A 14,449-nucleotide genomic window follows, 5' to 3' on the forward strand; every position below is an offset into this window, starting at 1 on the left:
CCACGCGCGAGCGCACCAGATAGGGCAGCGTTCACCGGTCAACCACGGTCACAAGGCGAGGCTGGAACACGCACCGATTCGTGTCGTTTCCACAGGTCAACAGGTCTTTCCGCCAGAAGCGGCCGGTGATTCCCAAGCTCATGTTGTTGCTGCCTGGCGCCAAGGTATGTTGCGCACCATGCCCGATGCCCCGCCCACCTGTCCCGAGTGCGATCAGCCGTTGAAGGCTGGCGGCTTCGTCCTCTCCGGCCGGGAGGACGATGGCGCGCGAGCCTGCCGGATGCTGTGGCGGTGCTCCGGCCGGCACGTCTGGTGGAAGTGGGCGGACCGTCCGGACGACCCTCTGGAGCATTGCCCCCACCCCCAACTGTTCCGGTCCTGACATCTACGGCTGATATCAACGATGGCGCACAGCCGCGTCCCTGAGCGGCCCGGCACGGCAGCCGGAGCCCCAGGCACACGTGAGGCAGAGGGCCAGTGATCGAACTCCTAAAGCGGGTGTCGCAGTTCGGATTCTCCTCCCAGGCCGCAGCTTCGCCTTGTCCATTGCTATGCCACTCCGGCGCCATGGTTTGGTCGGCCTTCTCGCACTCAGTCAGAGCGGTGCCATGGCCAGCTCGCCGATCACCCGCAAGCCGACCTGCGCAGCCAGCCAAGGCGCACGTTCGGCCTCGACCTGTTTGACGTGGACGAACACGGTGTGAACGTCAGCGGGCTCATCCAGGTACAGGTCATGGGCATGGGCAGCCAGCGTGACGTACGCGCCCCTGGGCCCGCCCCGGCCGAGACTGACTTCTGGCGCTGCCGGCCATCCGTTGAAGTCCCAGCGGACCATCGCTGAAGCGCCTCCCGCGGCAGCCAGGAACACTTCCGCCATGTCGATCGGCCGAGACCAGTCGGACAAGAACACCGGTAGATAACTAGCGGCGGTTCCACCCTCGCGTGAAGAACCTGGCCTGTCGGGTCCATACGCCCACCAGTCAGCCTCCGGTACAACTTCGGCCAGCCTCTCCAACTCCATGGGCGTCCGAGCCACAGCCCCCAAGTCCACCTCGACGCTACTGGTGTCAGCCAGCTCCAGAAGCTGCCAGACCACTCGGAGCGCCTCAGCCAAGTCCCCGGTCCTCAGGATCGGCTGTGCGTACGAATTCGACATGCGCGCAGTGTGCCAGTACGTACCGCTCCCCCAGCCCTCGATGGCTTCCGAGGAACGCGGCGCGACAACGTGACGCACCAAGCACGAGAAGAGCTGGTCCGCTCCGGGTGTCATCGGCCCCGTGCCCTGGCGTGCCCGACGAGGCCGAGAACCACGGTCAATGGCGGGTGCTGGACCACACTGCCAGGCTTGGATCCAGCCCCCGTTGGGCCTGGTCAGGATCTAAGTCGGACGCAGAGGCGCGGTGATTCCCAAGCTCAGAGCACGTCGTGGAGTCAGCGCGATACGGTGCCATAGGTCTCGGAGCAGGGGGAAAGCATGGCTGATCGGTCCTGGTAGATGATGCGCGGTGAGACACACCTCGGCACTCTCACTCTCGACTACATCGACCAGCCATGGTTTTACTGCCACTTCGATGCCACGCCTGAGTGGGAAGCGGTGAGGCCCACCCTGGATGCCTGGACCGAGGCCACACTCGCCCGGAACGACCCCGACGAACTACGGATCGCCAGGGCCTGGCAAGCCGTCGACGCTCTCAAACTCACACTCGTTCCCATCCACGGCGGCGAGCGCGTCGACGAATTCCTGATCCACGTCGAGGATGACGAGGCACGCTTCCGCTACTGATGAGAGACGCCGGCCCACGGCCGCGAGGGACCTCCGCCCGGACGAGTTGCGGGCCCTCGGCCGGAATGAGCGGTGATTCCCAAGCTCATGTCGTTGCGTCCATGGCGCCAGGGTATGTTTCGCCCCATCCCCGAAGACCCGCCCATGTGCCCCGAGTGCGATCAGCCCTTGAAGACCGGCGGATTCGTCCTCTCCGGCCGGGAGGACGATGACGCGCGAGCCTGCCGCATGCTGTGGCGGTGCTCCGGCCAGCACGTCTGGTGGAAGTGGGCGGACCTTCCGGGTGACCGGTTGGAGGTCTGCCCGCACCCAGAGCTGTTCCGGTCCTGACATGCACGGCTGAGATCAACACCGACGCACAGCCGACCCCTGGGCGCCCCACCACGGCAGTCGGGGCCCAGGCGTACGTGAGGCTGAGGGTCAGCGATCGAACTTACAAAGCAGGTGTCGTCGACGGCACGCGTGCCAGATCGAGTGGGCGATCACGGTCGCTCTGAGCCCGTAGTTGCTCAAGCGCGTATCTGGTGGTTACCCGTGATGAGTCCCGAGATCACGCCGCATAGCGGTCCTCATCCCGAGCCACTTTTCCCAAAGGTCTAGCAGGTCAGCGCGAACGTCATCGAAGGTGCCCCCAGCATCGGCCGCTCCTATCTCGAGGCGCCTGATCCGGCGGAACGTCCGAGACAACCCGGAGAAGATGACCTCCATCTCGTCCAAAACCTCACCGGAGGCGACCATTTGTGCTTCGGCAACAGCTTCGACGTAGGAGCGTCGAGCCGCGTCGAGCTCTACGCGGTCCTGTTCCTGCAGACGATCCTCATGCAGAGCATGAAGGTAGTTCATCTGAACGATGCGGTACCAGCGGGCAGTTGCATTAACCGTCACGTAGCAGGTGCGCTTGTCTTTCAGCAAGGCACGGCGCTCGTCGTCCTCTCTCGCAAGCCTGGCGTGCGCGTCCTGTTGGTCAGCAAGCTCACGTTGCATCTGTGCGGTTAACCGCACACTTACGAGAGGCGCCAGCAGGGTCCCCAGGATGCCGGCCACTGCCACAAGTAACGGACTGATCAGACTCCCCATTCGTCCCCCACTTCGTCCGGAGAGTACGCCGGTCGTGACCAGGCATACAGCGCACCGCCGAGGGCGCAGGCCCAAGCAAGACAGACCATTCCTCGGCTCGATACCCGAGCTCAGTCATCGACATGCAGGGCATGTCCGCTCGGCCAGCTCCGCTCTGTCGAATACGTGTCGAAGCCGCCTTGCGTGAGCGACAGGGAGTGCGAAGTGCCAGTTCACAGCGGCTGCATGTCTGGGCGACTCCGCGCCTTCTAAGCGCTTGGCCGCAGGTTCGAGTCCTGCCGGGGGCGCACATTCGGCGCGACAGTTCGGCCCTCCTACCGGGCGGCCCTTTGTGCTGGTCAGGGGCGCCTTAACGGGGCGGGCGTAGAGGATGTGGAAACGCGGGAGCGCACCAGCGCCGGTCGGGGATTGGTCCGGCGCTGTCCGGCTGTCACCGTGTTTCTGCGGGTGGCTGCGGAGATTACGCGGTGACGTTTCCGGCCCGGGTCAGCCTGTCAGCCCTCCTCTGCCTGTGCGCTGAGCCTGTTCGGCACCGTGTCGCGACGCATCCGGCCGGTCGGTTTCCGGGACGCTGAAGGTAAAGACCATCCCCGCATGATGGCGCGTGCCGAACACGTCATCTTCGTTTTCCGTATGACGAGGGACCAAGGCACACCCGAACCCGCCCACCTGGCCGTCGCAAAGGATGCGGCGTTCCCGATCACTCACAAATCCGCTCACCCCCCACTCGAGGTCCTGCCCAGAGAAGGCGTGACGTCGATGTACCAACTGGGAGCAACGAACATGGAAAAGCCAGAAGTGCTGACCGACCTGGACGTCGCCAGCACCGACAAATACGTCATGAAGAAGCTGCCAGAGGTAACCCTGGCCTTCTGGATCATGAAGATCGCCGCGACCACTCTCGGCGAGACAGCCGGCGACCTCTTCGCCCAGACCCTCAAGCTGGGCTACTTCCTGACCACGATCGCACTTTTCCTGATCTTCGTTGTCACCCTGGTCGTCCAGCTCAACTCCAAGCGGTACAACCCCTTCTTCTACTGGACCGTCATCCTGGCCACCAGCATGGCTGGCACCACGATGTCCGACTTCATGAACCGTGACGCCAGTGCCAAGTTCCTCTCCAACGGAGCCACCTCGCTGGGCTGGGGCCCGCAGGGCCTGGGACTGGGTTACCCGGTGGGCGCCGCGATCCTGATCTCGATCCTGATCGCGATCTTCGCCGTATGGAAGTTCACCGGGATGACGTTCGTCATCCGGGATATCACAACGTTTCGCGGCGAGGCCCTGTTCTGGGCGGCGATTCTCGTGTCGAACACGCTCGGCACGTCCATGGGTGACTTCCTGTCCGACAGTTCCGGGCTCGGCTACCTAGGGGGCGCTCTCCTCGTCTCCGGACTGCTCGTGGTACTCCTCGCTCTCATGCGCGTACCGGTCGTTCCGAACGTCCTGCTGTTCTGGGTCGCTTTCGTGCTCACCCGCCCGCTCGGGGCTACCGCGGGCGACTTCCTCACCAAGCCCATCGCCAAGGGCGGTCTCGACCTCGGCACGATGGGCTCATCTGCCGTGCTCCTCGCGGTCCTCATCGGCCTCATGGGCTACGCCCACACGCAGGAGCGCAAAACCGCCGCCCCGGGCGGCAAGGTCGTGGCCCGCAATTCCTGACCACCAGCACAGTTGGAGAGCGTGCGTCCGAGTCTGGTGCCGCCATGCCTCCGGCAGGCAGGCGCGGCCCCCGAGTCGATCACGCGCCGATGATCTCTGTGGCCTTTCGAGATCCTCGGTTTGCTTTGCGGTCACGGCGAGTGCTGCCTCAGCTGGCCTTGCCCAGCCGAGCGACCGCCCGCACCAGTGCTGCCACGTCGTGAGCGGCTGCCGCCGACATCACCAGGCGCACCGCACCGGTCCCGCCCCCAATCACCCTGGCCCGCCATTCGAGTCCCGTGGTGTCGAATCCAGCCGCCGCCAACGCCGCCGCCAGCTCTCTCCCGGCGTCGGTCGCGTCCCGCCAGCCCGCCACGTAGTCCACCCCGCGAACCCAAACCACGTCGTCAGGGTCGAACGACTCGCTCTCGAAACCCGCATCCTCTGGGTCGTGCATCTGTCTCAAGTCCCTTTCTCGCGAACTGGCTTGACTCTGACCATCAGGGACTCGTCGAGCATGGGCACGACGACGACCCCGGTACCATCGGCACCAGGGTCCTGATCACGGGATTCCTTGCCGGACCACCCCGGTTGCTTCCAGGCGAGGGGTGGTCCGGTCTTCGTATGCGGTTGTGATGCGCGACCCTGACCCGAATCGGTCGCCGTGGGTGGTTCAAATGGCACGCAACCGGTCTATGAGAGCCGGAAGTTAGAAGCTGTGCGAGCAGGGATCACTGATCACCGCCAATGGCACGTACACAGCGATCCAGAAGACGACTATTCCGAAGGCGCATAATCGCTGCCTCATCAGTCCGCACCGCCACTCTCAACCTGCGTCGCCCGGAAGAATGAGGTCGTTAGTGCGCGGAATCCCGTGTGCCCGGAACGGCCCGCGTGTTGCAAGCACCACAACTCTGGCGCCTCTTTGTCATCGGCGGCTTCTGAGGATTCGCCGCACGTCGTGCATTCGGTCTCATAGATCGGCCCGCTCCCCGAGGTGTCAAGCTGCAAGACCCAGTTCACGAACCGCCACCCTGTCCGCTCAGCCATTGCGGCCGCCTTCCTTTCTGCTACCTCGCACAGCCCGGCCGCGGTGTTCCACCGTCAGTACGTCGGCCGCATTCACCCGGAGCGAAGGGCCCGACTTGAAGATCAGCACCACCAATGGGCCGCCTGAGGCGTACCGGCCAGAGCGCACCGCCTTGACCTCGCGCCAATGCCCGTGCGCGCTCACCCAGTCCCCGCGCTGCACCCTCAGCGCCATCACCTGAGCCATCACGCCTCACTCGGCCACTGGTCAGTGCCCAGGGCGTGCACATCCTCTGGGAGCGCGTCCCACTCCCGACCGCCTTCCTTCGGGCGCATCTGAACGTATGGGCCAACGTGCCCCATCACTCGGCCGATCTCGTGCCGCCGGACGTCCAGCGCGAGGACGCCCGATTTCAGCGTCGTGTCCTCAGGCATGGCGATCTCCGTTTCACTATCCGTGATCAGTGCCTAGGAGTAGCGTTGCCGATGTGGATGGCCGGACCCGAGAGAAACCTGTCCGCTGCCGTCCGCAATGCTGTGGACACTGCGGACATGAGGACGCCCAATGGCCGAAGACGCATTTGGGGAAGCGTTACGACGGCTGCGCGGCAGCCGTTCAATTCGCGACGTGGCCCAACTCGCGAATTGCAGCAAGACGATGGTTGGCGACCTCGAGAACGGCAAGCGTCGCCCCACGCCGCCACTCGCCGCAGCCCTGGACAAGGCGTTGGGAGCGCGAGGGGAGCTCGTCGCGCTTGCTGCTGTTCGGCCAGAGATGAGAGCCCTGGAGCAGGCCGCCGCCCTTCAGCGCGGTCTCTCTGACGCTCTTGCAGCCGGGGCTATGACGGATGCCGGGCTGGACGACTGGGAATACACGGTCGCCCGCTACGGCCGGGCAACCCGCTACCGTCCCGAAGGCGACCTACTGCCCGAGTTGATTAGCGACATAGCCGATCTGCAACGTGTGCTGACACATCGTCACCCGCCGCCAGTCCGGCGCAGGCTCACGTTGGCTCTGGCCCAGATGTCCGGGCTCATGGCGCTCACGCTGCTGAAGCTTGGGGACCCATCGAGTCGTGACTGGTGGCGCACGGGACGGGCTGCCGCGTCAGCAGCTGAAGACCGGGCGACTCTGTCATGGATCTACGCCCAGGAGGCGTACCAGCTTTACTACAGCCACGACATAGAGGGCGCCGTTGAACTGGCCTGCCGCGCTCAGCAATTGGCGGGCGGCCTGCCCTGCGTTGGCCCGGCTCTCGCTGCACCACTTGAAGCCCGCGCACACGCCGTGCTGGGGCGCAAGAACGAAGCGGCCGGCGCACTGACCAGTGCAGCGACAGCCCTGGAACGGCTCGACCCGGGCGACCGCATCGGGTCAGCGTTCGGATACTCCGAATCCCAGCTTCGGTTTCATTCAGGAAACGCGTGGACGCACCTGAAGGAGATCGGGCGAGCCAGGGACGAACAGGCCCGCGCCCTGGAGCTGTATCCCGCTGGAGACCACACAGACCGAGCCTTGATCTTCCTGGATCAAGCGTTGTGCCTTGCATTCGAAGGCGATCTTGCAGGAGCCGCCACACTTGCGACCGACACGATCGTGAACCTCCCGTCGGCGCATCGCTCAGCCCTGATCATCTACCGAGCCCAAGAGCTGACGGCTACTGTGCCGAAGGCACGACAGTCGGTGCAGGAAATGCGGGTACTGCGCGAGGTGTTGGCGCTGCCCCCGGGGAGAGGGACGGATGACGATGGTGACGATCGACCGGGCGACGCCTGAGGACCTAGCAGTGATCTCCGAGATCCTCGGGGAGATCGAGGCTTACTACGGTGGCGAAGCCGTCCCGGGCAGCGTCGACCAGATCACGGCCGCCCTCTTCAGCGATCACCCCGTAGCGACGGTGCTACTCGCTCGCGAAGCGTCGGAGGTGCTTGGCCTCGCCAGTTTCTCGTTCCTCTGGCCCGCCGCCGGAGCAGACACGTCCCTGTACCTGAAAGAGCTGTACGTACGCGAGACCGCACGACGCCGTGGCATCGCGGGACTCTTCATGGCCGCACTGACGGATGCGGCCAGCGCCGCCGGATGTTCCCGCATCGAGTGGACCGCCGACGGTGACAACCCGCCCGCGCTGGCCTTCTACGAGGCCTACGGGGCGGAACCGCGCGGCGGCAAGGTGTTCTACCGCATGGAGAAGTAGTCCGCGTCAGCCCGCCCAGCCTCGCCGTGAGCCGCCGGCTCTGACCTGCCCGCGCTATCGACCCCTGCCCTGACCAGGCAACTAATTACTGCTTCAGCAACGCTTGACGTCGATCATCGTCGGCGCGGCTATCGGGGCACTCTTCTTCAAGGAACGGTTCGGTGCGCCGAGGATCGCGGCGGCGGGGCTGATGGTGGTGGGCATCGGCCTGATGCTGCGGGCGGGCTGAGCAGGTGGGCCCGCTCGCCCGGAGACGCTTCCGCGTCGTGTGGCCCGACGGTGCCGCCCGTACGGCCTGACCAGGGCATATGAGCCCCGGGCGAACCGCGCGGGGCGCTGTGGCGTCCATGCGGGGCATGGGGATGACCGCGCATCGAATACGTCAGCTGCTCCGCTTCGGCCTGTTGCAGGCCCGCTGCTGCGCCTTCGCCGTCGCGCTCGTCGGCGGCATCGCCGTCTCGGGCCTGCTGCCCGAACTGCCCATCGCGCGCTACGACCTGGTGCTGATCTACGGGATCCTGCTCGCGGTAGCCGCCAGGAAGCTCGGCTGGGACAGCGCACGCGACACGGCTGTGATCGTCGGCTGCCATCTCATCGGGCTGCTCTTCGAACTGGTCAAAGTGCGGATGGGATCCTGGAGTTATCCGGAGGAGGCGATGACCAAGGTCGCGGGTGTGCCGCTGTACGGCGGTTTTCTCTACGCGGCCGTGGGCAGTTACGTTTGCCGCGCCTGGCACTTGTTCGAGCTCCGCCTGGACGGCTACCGGCCCCGGATCATGGCGGCGCTCGCCGGTGCCGTCTATCTGAACTTCTTCAGCCATCACTGGCTGCCCGACCTCCGCTGGGCGCTGGCCGCGACGCTGCTGTGCGCGACCGCCGGGACCTGGGTGCACTACCGGGTGGGGATCCAGGAGCACCGCATGCCGCTCGCCCTGTCGTTCGTTCTCATCGGGTTCTTCCTCTGGGTCGCCGAGAACATCGCGACATACGCGGGCGCCTGGAGTTACCCCGACCAGCTGACCGGCTGGCAGCCGGTGTCCCCGGCGAAGTTCGGGGCATGGGCGCTGCTGATCACCGTCACCTTCGTGCTGGCAGCCGGGCAGCGGCGCGCGGCACCCCGGTTGTCATAGGCGGCGCGGCACCCCGGTTGTCATCGGCGGGCAGTACGGTCCGGTCATGGCAGCCAGAATCGATTTGACGCTCGACTGCACGGACGCGCAGCTGCTCTCGGAGTTCTGGAAGCTGGCGCTGGGGTATGTGGACGAGCCCCCGCCCGCTCCGTTCACGACGCGCGAGGAGTGGCTCGCGCAGTTCGACCTGCCGGAGGACGACTCCGAGGACGGCGCGGCGTGGCTCTGCGACCCCGACGGCAGCGGCCCCCGGCTCTCCATCCTCACTGTCCCCGAACCGAAGACGGCGAAGAACCGGCTCCATATCGACATCCGGGTGCCGGGCCACGGCAGTCCCGAGGAGCGGTGGGCGAGGATCCGGGCGGAGTCCGAGCGGCTGGTGAAGGCGGGCGGGAGTGTCCGGGAGGAGTTCGACGGGCACCACATCGTGATGGCCGATCCGGAGGGCAATGAGTTCTGCGTCGCGGCCTCTTCCGTCTGACCGACGCCGCTCAGTCGCCCTCGACGACCTGGACGAAACCGGTGTTCACCGCGAGCAGTCCGCCGTCCAGGAGGGCGTACGGACCGTGCCCGGGTTGACCTGGTTGACGCGGACGCCGCGCGGAGCAGCGTCGCCCGCCAGGGTGCGGGGCAGTGAGGCGAGGCCCGCCTCCTTCGGCGGCGAGCCGGCGAGCGGTCGCCTCACCGATACCGCGCGCCGCGCCCGTGATCAGTACGCCGTACCCCTCGAAACGTGTCATGGCGCTGTTCATAGCGCCGAACGTACCGCCCTGATCAACGCCTGGGCCCGCGGATCGGCGGTAACTCCCTTGCGCATGCCGTTGGTTGCGTAACCGAGCGCGATGCCCGACTCCGGGTCGGCGAAGCCGAGCGAGCCGCCGCGGCCCGGGTGGCCGAAGGAGCCGGGGCCGAGCAGCGGGCAGGCCGGGCCGTGCAGCATGAAGCCGAGGCCGAAACGGGTGGGCACGACCAGAACACGGTCAGGGCCCGTGGACTCCTCGGTACGGGCCAGGGTCACGGTGGCCGGGGCGAAGAGCCGTGGTCCGCCGTCGACCACACCGATCGTCGCCGCGTAGAAGCGGGCGAGCGCGCGGGCGGTGGAAATGCCGTTGGAGGCGGGGAGTTCGGCGGCCCGGTACGCCGGGTCGTTCTCGTCCGGGAGCGGGTCGATCGCTCCGAAGGCGCGGCGGGTGAGCGACTCGGGGTCGCCGTAGGCCTCGGAAACCGCGCGCTTGGGGCGCAGTTTGAGGCCGCCGCCGTCCGCCGTGGCCGGCTCCTCGACGGGGCCGGTCCGGCCCACCCGGTGGGCCTCCTCCTGCGGCAGTCCGATCCAGAAGTCCAGGCCCAGCGGGCGCGCGATCTCCTCGGCGACCCAGCGGCCGATCGTCCTGCCGGTGACCCGGCGCACCAGTTCGCCGAGCAGCCAGCTGTAGGTCTGCGCGTGGTAGCCGTGGTCCGTGCCGGGCTCCCAGGCCGGGCGCTGTGCGGCGAGCGCGGCCGGCCCGCTCACGCCGTCCGCGGCCTCGGCCGGGGTGAGCGGGCGGTCGAGGACCGGCAGCCCGGCGCGGTGCGAGAGGAGCTGGCGTACGACCACCCGCTCCTTGCCGGCCGCCTTGAACTCCGGCCAGTACGTGCCGACCGGGGCGTCGAGGTCGATCTGGCCGCGCTGGTGGAGCAGGAGCAGCACGGCCGCCGCGACGCCCTTGGTGGCGGAGCGGACGACCTGTGCGGTGTCCACGGCCCACGGCGCACGGCCGTCCACGTCGCGGCTGCCCGCCCACAGATCGACGACCTTGCGCCCGTCCCGGTAGACGGCGACGGCCGCGCCGCGCTCGCCGCGCTGCTCGAAGTTGCGTATGAAGGCGTCGTGGACCGGCTCGAAGCCTTCTGCCACCGTGCCCCGGACGTCCACCGCGCCTGCTCTCCCGCTCATCCCCCCATGGTGCAGGGTGGTCCGGACCACCCGACCCGCGGGTCGGCTCAGCGCGGATCGGGCAGGGTCAGCTCAGCATGATCGAGACGTCGATGTTGTCGCGGGTCGCGTTGGAGTACGGGCAGACCTGGTGCGCCGCCGTCACCAGGCGCGCGGCGAGGTCCTGGTCCACCAGCGGCAGCGAGACATGGAGTGCGACCGCGAGCCCGTACCCCTGCGCCTTGTTGGGCCCGATCCCCACCTTCGCGGCGACCGTGGAGCCGGTCAGGTCCACGCCCGCCCGGCGGCCGACCAGGACGAGGGCGTTGTGGAAGCAGGAGCTGTAGCCGGCCGCGAAGAGCTGCTCCGGATTGGTGCCCCGGCCGTCGCCGCCCATCGCGCGCGGCATCGCGACGCGCAGCTCGATCTGTCCGTCATGGCTGGTCACATAGCCGTCGCGGCCGCCGTGCGCGGTGGCCTCCGCCACGTACATGATCTTTGTCGGCCGGGTGTCGGCGTGCTCGCTCACTGTGCGTCCCCGAGTTGATGGCAAGGCAGTAAGTACATTGCGCACAATGTATCGAAGGATCCCGGCCTTTATTACTCGGGGGTAGCCGAATCCGTGGTCATCGTGACCCGCCGCGTCAGCTGCCGCAGTTCACCGCGCAGCCGGGCGATCTCCGGCGCCTCGAGGCCGGTGCTCAGCAGCAGCCGGGCCGGCACCCGCTCGGCCCATGAACGCAGCGCCTCGCCCTGGTCGGTGAGCACCAGCCGTACCGAACGCTCGTCGGCGGCCGAGCGTTCGCGCCGCACCAGACCCGCCGCCTCCAGCCGCTTGAGCAGCGGCGAGAGAGTGCCGTAGTCGAGCCGCAGCGCGGCGCCGAGCTCCTTGACCGGGATCTCCCCCCGCTCCCACAGCACCAGCATCGTCAGGTACTGCGGGTAGGTCAGGCCCAGTTCGTCGAGGAGCGGGCGGTAGACGGCCGTCACGGCGCGCTGCGCCGCGTAGAGCGCGAAGCACAACTGGTCGTCGAGCAGCAGCGAGGCCGCCGTACCGTCGGTGTTCTCGTTCACGAGCCCATTGTCACGGACTTCGGGTCGAACCCGAACGGGAGCTCCAGGCGGTGGGCCCGCATCAGTTCCTCGTCGCCCAGCAGGTCCTGGGTACGCCCGTCCGCCGCGATCACACCTTCGCTGAGGATCACCGAGCGCGGACAGAGCTCCAGCGCGTACGGGAGGTCGTGCGTGACCATCAGTACGGTGACGTCCAACGACCGCAGGATGTCGGCGAGTTCGCGCCGCGAGGCCGGGTCGAGGTTGGACGAGGGCTCGTCGAGGACCAGGATCTCCGGCTCCATGGCCAGCACCGTGGCGACCGCGACGCGGCGGCGCTGGCCGAAGGAGAGATGATGCGGCGGCCGGTCGGCGAACCGGGCCATGCCGACCTGCGTGAGGGCCGAGACGACCCGGGCCTCGAGCTCCGCGCCGCGCATGCCCGCCGCAGCCGGCCCGAAGGCCACGTCCTCCCGGACCGTCGGCATGAACAGCTGGTCGTCCGGGTCCTGGAAGACGATGCCGACCCGGCGGCGGATCTCGGCGAGGTTCGCCTTGGCGACCGGCAGGCCCGCGACCGACACCGAGCCCACGCCGCCCGCCAGAATGCCGTTGAGATGCAGCACGAGCGTGGTCTTTCCCGCGCCGTTGGGGCCGAGCAGGGCGACCCGCTCGCCGCGTCCGACCGTGAGGTCGACGCCGAACAGGGCCTGGTGGCCGTCGGGGTAGGCGTAGGCGAGGCCGGAGACTTCCAAGGACAAGGACGCGGTCATAGGGTCCAGCCAAGCAGACAGACCGCGAGGGCGGTCAGCGGGAGTGCGGCGACGGAGGTCCACTGCGCACGGGTCGCGGTCACCTCGTCGATCACCGGCATGGTCCCGGTGTATCCCCGGCTCATCATCGCCAGGTGGACCCGCTCGCCCCGCTCGTAGGAGCGGATGAAGAGCGCGCCGGCGGACTTGCCGAGGACGCCCCAGTGGCGCACACCGCGCGCCTCGAACCCGCGCGACCTGCGCGCGATCGACATACGGCGCATCTCGTCGGTGATGACATCGCCGTAACGGATCATGAAGGACGCGATCTGTACCAGCATCGGCGGCAGCTTGAGCCGCTGCAGACCGAGCAGCAGGGAGCGCAGCTCGGTCGTCGAGGCGAGGATCACGGAGGCGGCGACGCCGAGCGTGGCCTTGGCGAGGACGTTCCAGGCGCCCCACAGGCCGGGGACGCTCAGCGGGATGCCGAGTACGGACACCCGCTCGCCCGGGACCACGAAAGGCATGAGGACCGCGAAGGCCACGAACGGGATCTCGATGAGCAGCCGGCGCAGCAGAAATCCGGCGGGGATGCGCGCCAGGGCCGCGACCGCGGCGAGCAGCGCCGCGTACAGCCCGAAGGCCCAGACCGCCTCGCGCGGTGTGGAGACCACCACCAGCACGAAGCAGAAGACGGCGGCGAGTTTGCAGTGCGGAGGAAGGTCGTGGACCGGCGAGTGCCCGTGCCGGTAGAGCTTGTGGGCGTGGCCGGCGCCCACGTCAGACCGATTCCGGTACGCGGGTGGGCGTGGCGTCCGTCGTGCGGCGGCGGCGCAGGGACCAGAAGATGCCGGTGCCCGCGACGACCGTGACGCCGACGCCGATCACACCCGCGAGGCCGCCGGAGATCCGGGCGTCGGAGATGTCCTTGACGCCGTAGTCGGCGAGCGGGGAGTCCTTGGCGGCGTGCTCCTCGACGTGTCTGTCGATGCCCTTGTCGGCGGCGACCTTCTCCAGTCCGTCGGGGCTCGCGGAGGCATAGAAGGAGACAAAGCCCGCGAGGACGAGGGCGGTGACCAGACCGGTCGCCCAGACCGCGCGCGGCGACCGGGCGGCGACCGGGACGGGGGCGGGCTCGGCGTCGACCAGCTCGCCGCCGACGCGCAGCTTCAGCGGAGCGGCCAGCCCCCGGGCTCCGTACACCAGATCCGGTCGCACGGCGATGACGGCGCCGACCGTCAGCATGGTGATCACGGCCTCGCCGATGCCGATCAGGACATGGACGCCGACCATCGCGGTCAGCACCTTCGAGACGGGGACGTCGGTGGTCCCGCCGATCGCATAGATCACGGTGAAGACGCAGGCCGCGGCCGGTACGGATATCAGCGCGGCGGCGAAGGAGGCGACAGTGACCGAACGGCGTTTCCGCGGCAGCACCTTCACCAGGCCGCGGAAGAGCCCGTAGGCGACGACGACCGTGACCACGCCCATGACGGTGATGTTCACGCCGAGCGCGGTGAGGCCGCCGTCCGCGAAGAGGATGCCCTGCATCAGCAGGACGACGGATACGCAGAGCACACCCGTGAACGGGCCGACCAGGATGGCCGCGAGCGCGCCGCCGAGCAGATGTCCGCTGGTGCCGGCCGCGACGGGGAAGTTCAGCATCTGTACGGCGAAGATGAAGGCGGCGACCAGACCCGCCAGCGGCGCGGTGCGCTCCCCCCCATGGCCTTCGGCATGGGAGATACCCCCGAGCTCACGGCGGGCGCCGCGCAGGCTGACGGCGACAGCACCGGCGGCGACGACTCCGGCGGCGACCGACACGGGTGCGTTGATAAATCCGTCGGGCACATGCATGGAGGACTCCGCTTCGGACA

At 67.8% G+C, this 14,449-nt stretch carries 18 protein-coding genes, 1 tRNA gene and 3 pseudogenes; 8 read left to right on the forward strand and 14 right to left on the reverse strand.

Going from position 1 to position 14,449, the window contains the following annotated elements:
* Positions 1-595: 595 nt before the first annotated feature.
* Positions 596-1,156, reverse strand: a complete 561-nt coding sequence (locus tag OG966_RS16845; protein WP_326650483.1) for a hypothetical protein — start codon at positions 1,154-1,156, stop codon at positions 596-598.
* Between the two features lie 339 nt (positions 1,157-1,495).
* On the opposite strand from OG966_RS16845, the gene OG966_RS16850 reads away from it, so the two are divergent.
* Positions 1,496-1,783: a hypothetical protein gene (locus OG966_RS16850; protein WP_326650484.1), complete on the forward strand. Its 288-nt coding sequence runs from the start codon at positions 1,496-1,498 to the stop codon at positions 1,781-1,783.
* 528 nt (positions 1,784-2,311) lie between these two features.
* Here OG966_RS16850 and OG966_RS16855 read toward each other — a convergent pair.
* A complete protein-coding gene (locus OG966_RS16855; RefSeq protein ID WP_326650485.1) occupies positions 2,312-2,827 on the reverse strand; it encodes a hypothetical protein in 516 nt (171 codons plus the stop codon).
* 239 nt (positions 2,828-3,066) lie between these two features.
* Between OG966_RS16855 and OG966_RS16860 the strand changes: the two genes are divergently transcribed.
* Positions 3,067-3,147 (forward strand) — tRNA-Arg (locus tag OG966_RS16860).
* A gap of 496 nt (positions 3,148-3,643) precedes the next feature.
* Complete coding sequence (locus tag OG966_RS16865; RefSeq protein ID WP_326650486.1) at positions 3,644-4,522, forward strand: COG4705 family protein; 879 nt, start codon at positions 3,644-3,646, stop codon at positions 4,520-4,522.
* Positions 4,523-4,670: 148 nt separating this feature from the next.
* Here OG966_RS16865 and OG966_RS16870 read toward each other — a convergent pair whose 3' ends face one another.
* The 4 genes from OG966_RS16870 to OG966_RS16880 form a co-directional block, all read right to left on the reverse strand.
* Positions 4,671-4,958, reverse strand: a complete 288-nt coding sequence (locus OG966_RS16870; protein WP_326650487.1) for a hypothetical protein — start codon at positions 4,956-4,958, stop codon at positions 4,671-4,673.
* Between the two features lie 350 nt (positions 4,959-5,308).
* Entirely contained in the window at positions 5,309-5,551 is a 243-nt protein-coding gene (locus tag OG966_RS40815; RefSeq protein ID WP_442806716.1) for a DUF7848 domain-containing protein, read from the reverse strand.
* Positions 5,544-5,777: a hypothetical protein gene (locus OG966_RS16875; RefSeq protein ID WP_326650488.1), complete on the reverse strand. Its 234-nt coding sequence runs from the start codon at positions 5,775-5,777 to the stop codon at positions 5,544-5,546. The genes OG966_RS40815 and OG966_RS16875 overlap by 8 nt, the downstream gene beginning before the upstream one ends.
* Positions 5,777-5,965, reverse strand: coding sequence for a hypothetical protein (locus OG966_RS16880; RefSeq protein WP_326650489.1), 189 nt, complete (start codon positions 5,963-5,965; stop codon positions 5,777-5,779). Before OG966_RS16880 ends, OG966_RS16875 begins: the two co-directional genes overlap by 1 nt.
* Before the next feature lie 130 nt (positions 5,966-6,095).
* On the opposite strand from OG966_RS16880, the gene OG966_RS16885 reads away from it, so the two are divergent.
* From OG966_RS16885 to OG966_RS16905, 5 genes and pseudogenes are all read left to right on the forward strand, one after another.
* Positions 6,096-7,307: a helix-turn-helix domain-containing protein gene (locus OG966_RS16885; protein ID WP_326650490.1), complete on the forward strand. Its 1,212-nt coding sequence runs from the start codon at positions 6,096-6,098 to the stop codon at positions 7,305-7,307.
* The gene (locus OG966_RS16890; RefSeq protein ID WP_326650491.1) at positions 7,273-7,725 is read left to right on the forward strand and encodes a GNAT family N-acetyltransferase; all 453 of its coding nucleotides are present in this window, start codon (positions 7,273-7,275) and stop codon (positions 7,723-7,725) included. Before OG966_RS16885 ends, OG966_RS16890 begins: the two co-directional genes overlap by 35 nt.
* Before the next feature lie 100 nt (positions 7,726-7,825).
* Positions 7,826-7,954, forward strand: a pseudogene (locus tag OG966_RS16895) (EamA family transporter); the annotation flags it as partial.
* Positions 7,955-8,087: 133 nt separating this feature from the next.
* Complete coding sequence (locus OG966_RS16900; RefSeq protein WP_326650492.1) at positions 8,088-8,855, forward strand: DUF817 domain-containing protein; 768 nt, start codon at positions 8,088-8,090, stop codon at positions 8,853-8,855.
* A 46-nt stretch (positions 8,856-8,901) separates the two neighbouring features.
* Positions 8,902-9,336 carry a VOC family protein gene (locus OG966_RS16905; protein ID WP_326650493.1) on the forward strand — a complete coding sequence of 145 codons (435 nt, stop codon included), beginning with the start codon at positions 8,902-8,904 and terminating at the stop codon, positions 9,334-9,336.
* Between the two features lie 66 nt (positions 9,337-9,402).
* On the opposite strand, the pseudogene OG966_RS16910 reads toward OG966_RS16905, so the two are convergent.
* The 8 genes and pseudogenes from OG966_RS16910 to OG966_RS16945 form a co-directional block, all read right to left on the reverse strand.
* Positions 9,403-9,507, reverse strand: a pseudogene (locus tag OG966_RS16910) (SDR family oxidoreductase); the annotation flags it as partial.
* Positions 9,506-9,595 (reverse strand): annotated as a pseudogene (locus OG966_RS16915) (oxidoreductase); the annotation flags it as partial. The pseudogenes OG966_RS16915 and OG966_RS16910, both read right to left, overlap by 2 nt.
* A gap of 8 nt (positions 9,596-9,603) precedes the next feature.
* On the reverse strand, positions 9,604-10,767 hold the full coding sequence (locus OG966_RS16920; RefSeq protein WP_326655251.1) for a serine hydrolase domain-containing protein: 1,164 nt from the start codon (positions 10,765-10,767) through the stop codon (positions 9,604-9,606).
* 88 nt (positions 10,768-10,855) lie between these two features.
* Complete coding sequence (locus OG966_RS16925; RefSeq protein ID WP_326655252.1) at positions 10,856-11,260, reverse strand: organic hydroperoxide resistance protein; 405 nt, start codon at positions 11,258-11,260, stop codon at positions 10,856-10,858.
* 107 nt (positions 11,261-11,367) lie between these two features.
* Positions 11,368-11,841 carry a MarR family winged helix-turn-helix transcriptional regulator gene (locus OG966_RS16930; protein ID WP_326650494.1) on the reverse strand — a complete coding sequence of 158 codons (474 nt, stop codon included), beginning with the start codon at positions 11,839-11,841 and terminating at the stop codon, positions 11,368-11,370.
* Positions 11,838-12,593 (reverse strand): energy-coupling factor ABC transporter ATP-binding protein, encoded by a 756-nt coding sequence (locus tag OG966_RS16935; protein WP_326650496.1) that lies wholly within the window; start codon positions 12,591-12,593, stop codon positions 11,838-11,840. The genes OG966_RS16930 and OG966_RS16935 overlap by 4 nt, the downstream gene beginning before the upstream one ends.
* Complete coding sequence (gene cbiQ / locus OG966_RS16940) at positions 12,590-13,351, reverse strand: cobalt ECF transporter T component CbiQ (protein ID WP_326650497.1); 762 nt, start codon at positions 13,349-13,351, stop codon at positions 12,590-12,592. The genes OG966_RS16935 and cbiQ overlap by 4 nt, the downstream gene beginning before the upstream one ends.
* A 1-nt stretch (position 13,352) precedes the next feature.
* Positions 13,353-14,429, reverse strand: a complete 1,077-nt coding sequence (locus OG966_RS16945) for an energy-coupling factor ABC transporter permease (RefSeq protein WP_326650498.1) — start codon at positions 14,427-14,429, stop codon at positions 13,353-13,355.
* Between the last annotated feature and the right edge of the window lie 20 nt (positions 14,430-14,449).

Origin of the sequence: Streptomyces sp. NBC_01750, assembly GCF_035918095.1 — a bacterium.
Lineage (GTDB): Bacteria > Actinomycetota > Actinomycetes > Streptomycetales > Streptomycetaceae > Streptomyces.

Coding starts and splice junctions, on each gene's coding strand:
- OG966_RS40815 (WP_442806716.1), bottom strand. CDS start 5,551: ATGGCTGAGCGGACAGGGTGGCGGTTCGTGAACTGGGTCTTGCAGCTT.
- OG966_RS16935 (WP_326650496.1), bottom strand. CDS start 12,593: ATGACCGCGTCCTTGTCCTTGGAAGTCTCCGGCCTCGCCTACGCCTAC.
- OG966_RS16885 (WP_326650490.1), top strand. CDS start 6,096: ATGGCCGAAGACGCATTTGGGGAAGCGTTACGACGGCTGCGCGGCAGC.
- OG966_RS16870 (WP_326650487.1), bottom strand. CDS start 4,958: ATGCACGACCCAGAGGATGCGGGTTTCGAGAGCGAGTCGTTCGACCCT.
- OG966_RS16890 (WP_326650491.1), top strand. CDS start 7,273: ATGACGATGGTGACGATCGACCGGGCGACGCCTGAGGACCTAGCAGTG.
- OG966_RS16945 (WP_326650498.1), bottom strand. CDS start 14,429: ATGCATGTGCCCGACGGATTTATCAACGCACCCGTGTCGGTCGCCGCC.
- OG966_RS16880 (WP_326650489.1), bottom strand. CDS start 5,965: ATGCCTGAGGACACGACGCTGAAATCGGGCGTCCTCGCGCTGGACGTC.
- OG966_RS16925 (WP_326655252.1), bottom strand. CDS start 11,260: ATGTACGTGGCGGAGGCCACCGCGCACGGCGGCCGCGACGGCTATGTG.
- OG966_RS16845 (WP_326650483.1), bottom strand. CDS start 1,156: ATGTCGAATTCGTACGCACAGCCGATCCTGAGGACCGGGGACTTGGCT.
- OG966_RS16850 (WP_326650484.1), top strand. CDS start 1,496: ATGATGCGCGGTGAGACACACCTCGGCACTCTCACTCTCGACTACATC.
- OG966_RS16900 (WP_326650492.1), top strand. CDS start 8,088: ATGACCGCGCATCGAATACGTCAGCTGCTCCGCTTCGGCCTGTTGCAG.
- OG966_RS16865 (WP_326650486.1), top strand. CDS start 3,644: ATGGAAAAGCCAGAAGTGCTGACCGACCTGGACGTCGCCAGCACCGAC.
- OG966_RS16905 (WP_326650493.1), top strand. CDS start 8,902: ATGGCAGCCAGAATCGATTTGACGCTCGACTGCACGGACGCGCAGCTG.
- OG966_RS16875 (WP_326650488.1), bottom strand. CDS start 5,777: ATGGCTCAGGTGATGGCGCTGAGGGTGCAGCGCGGGGACTGGGTGAGC.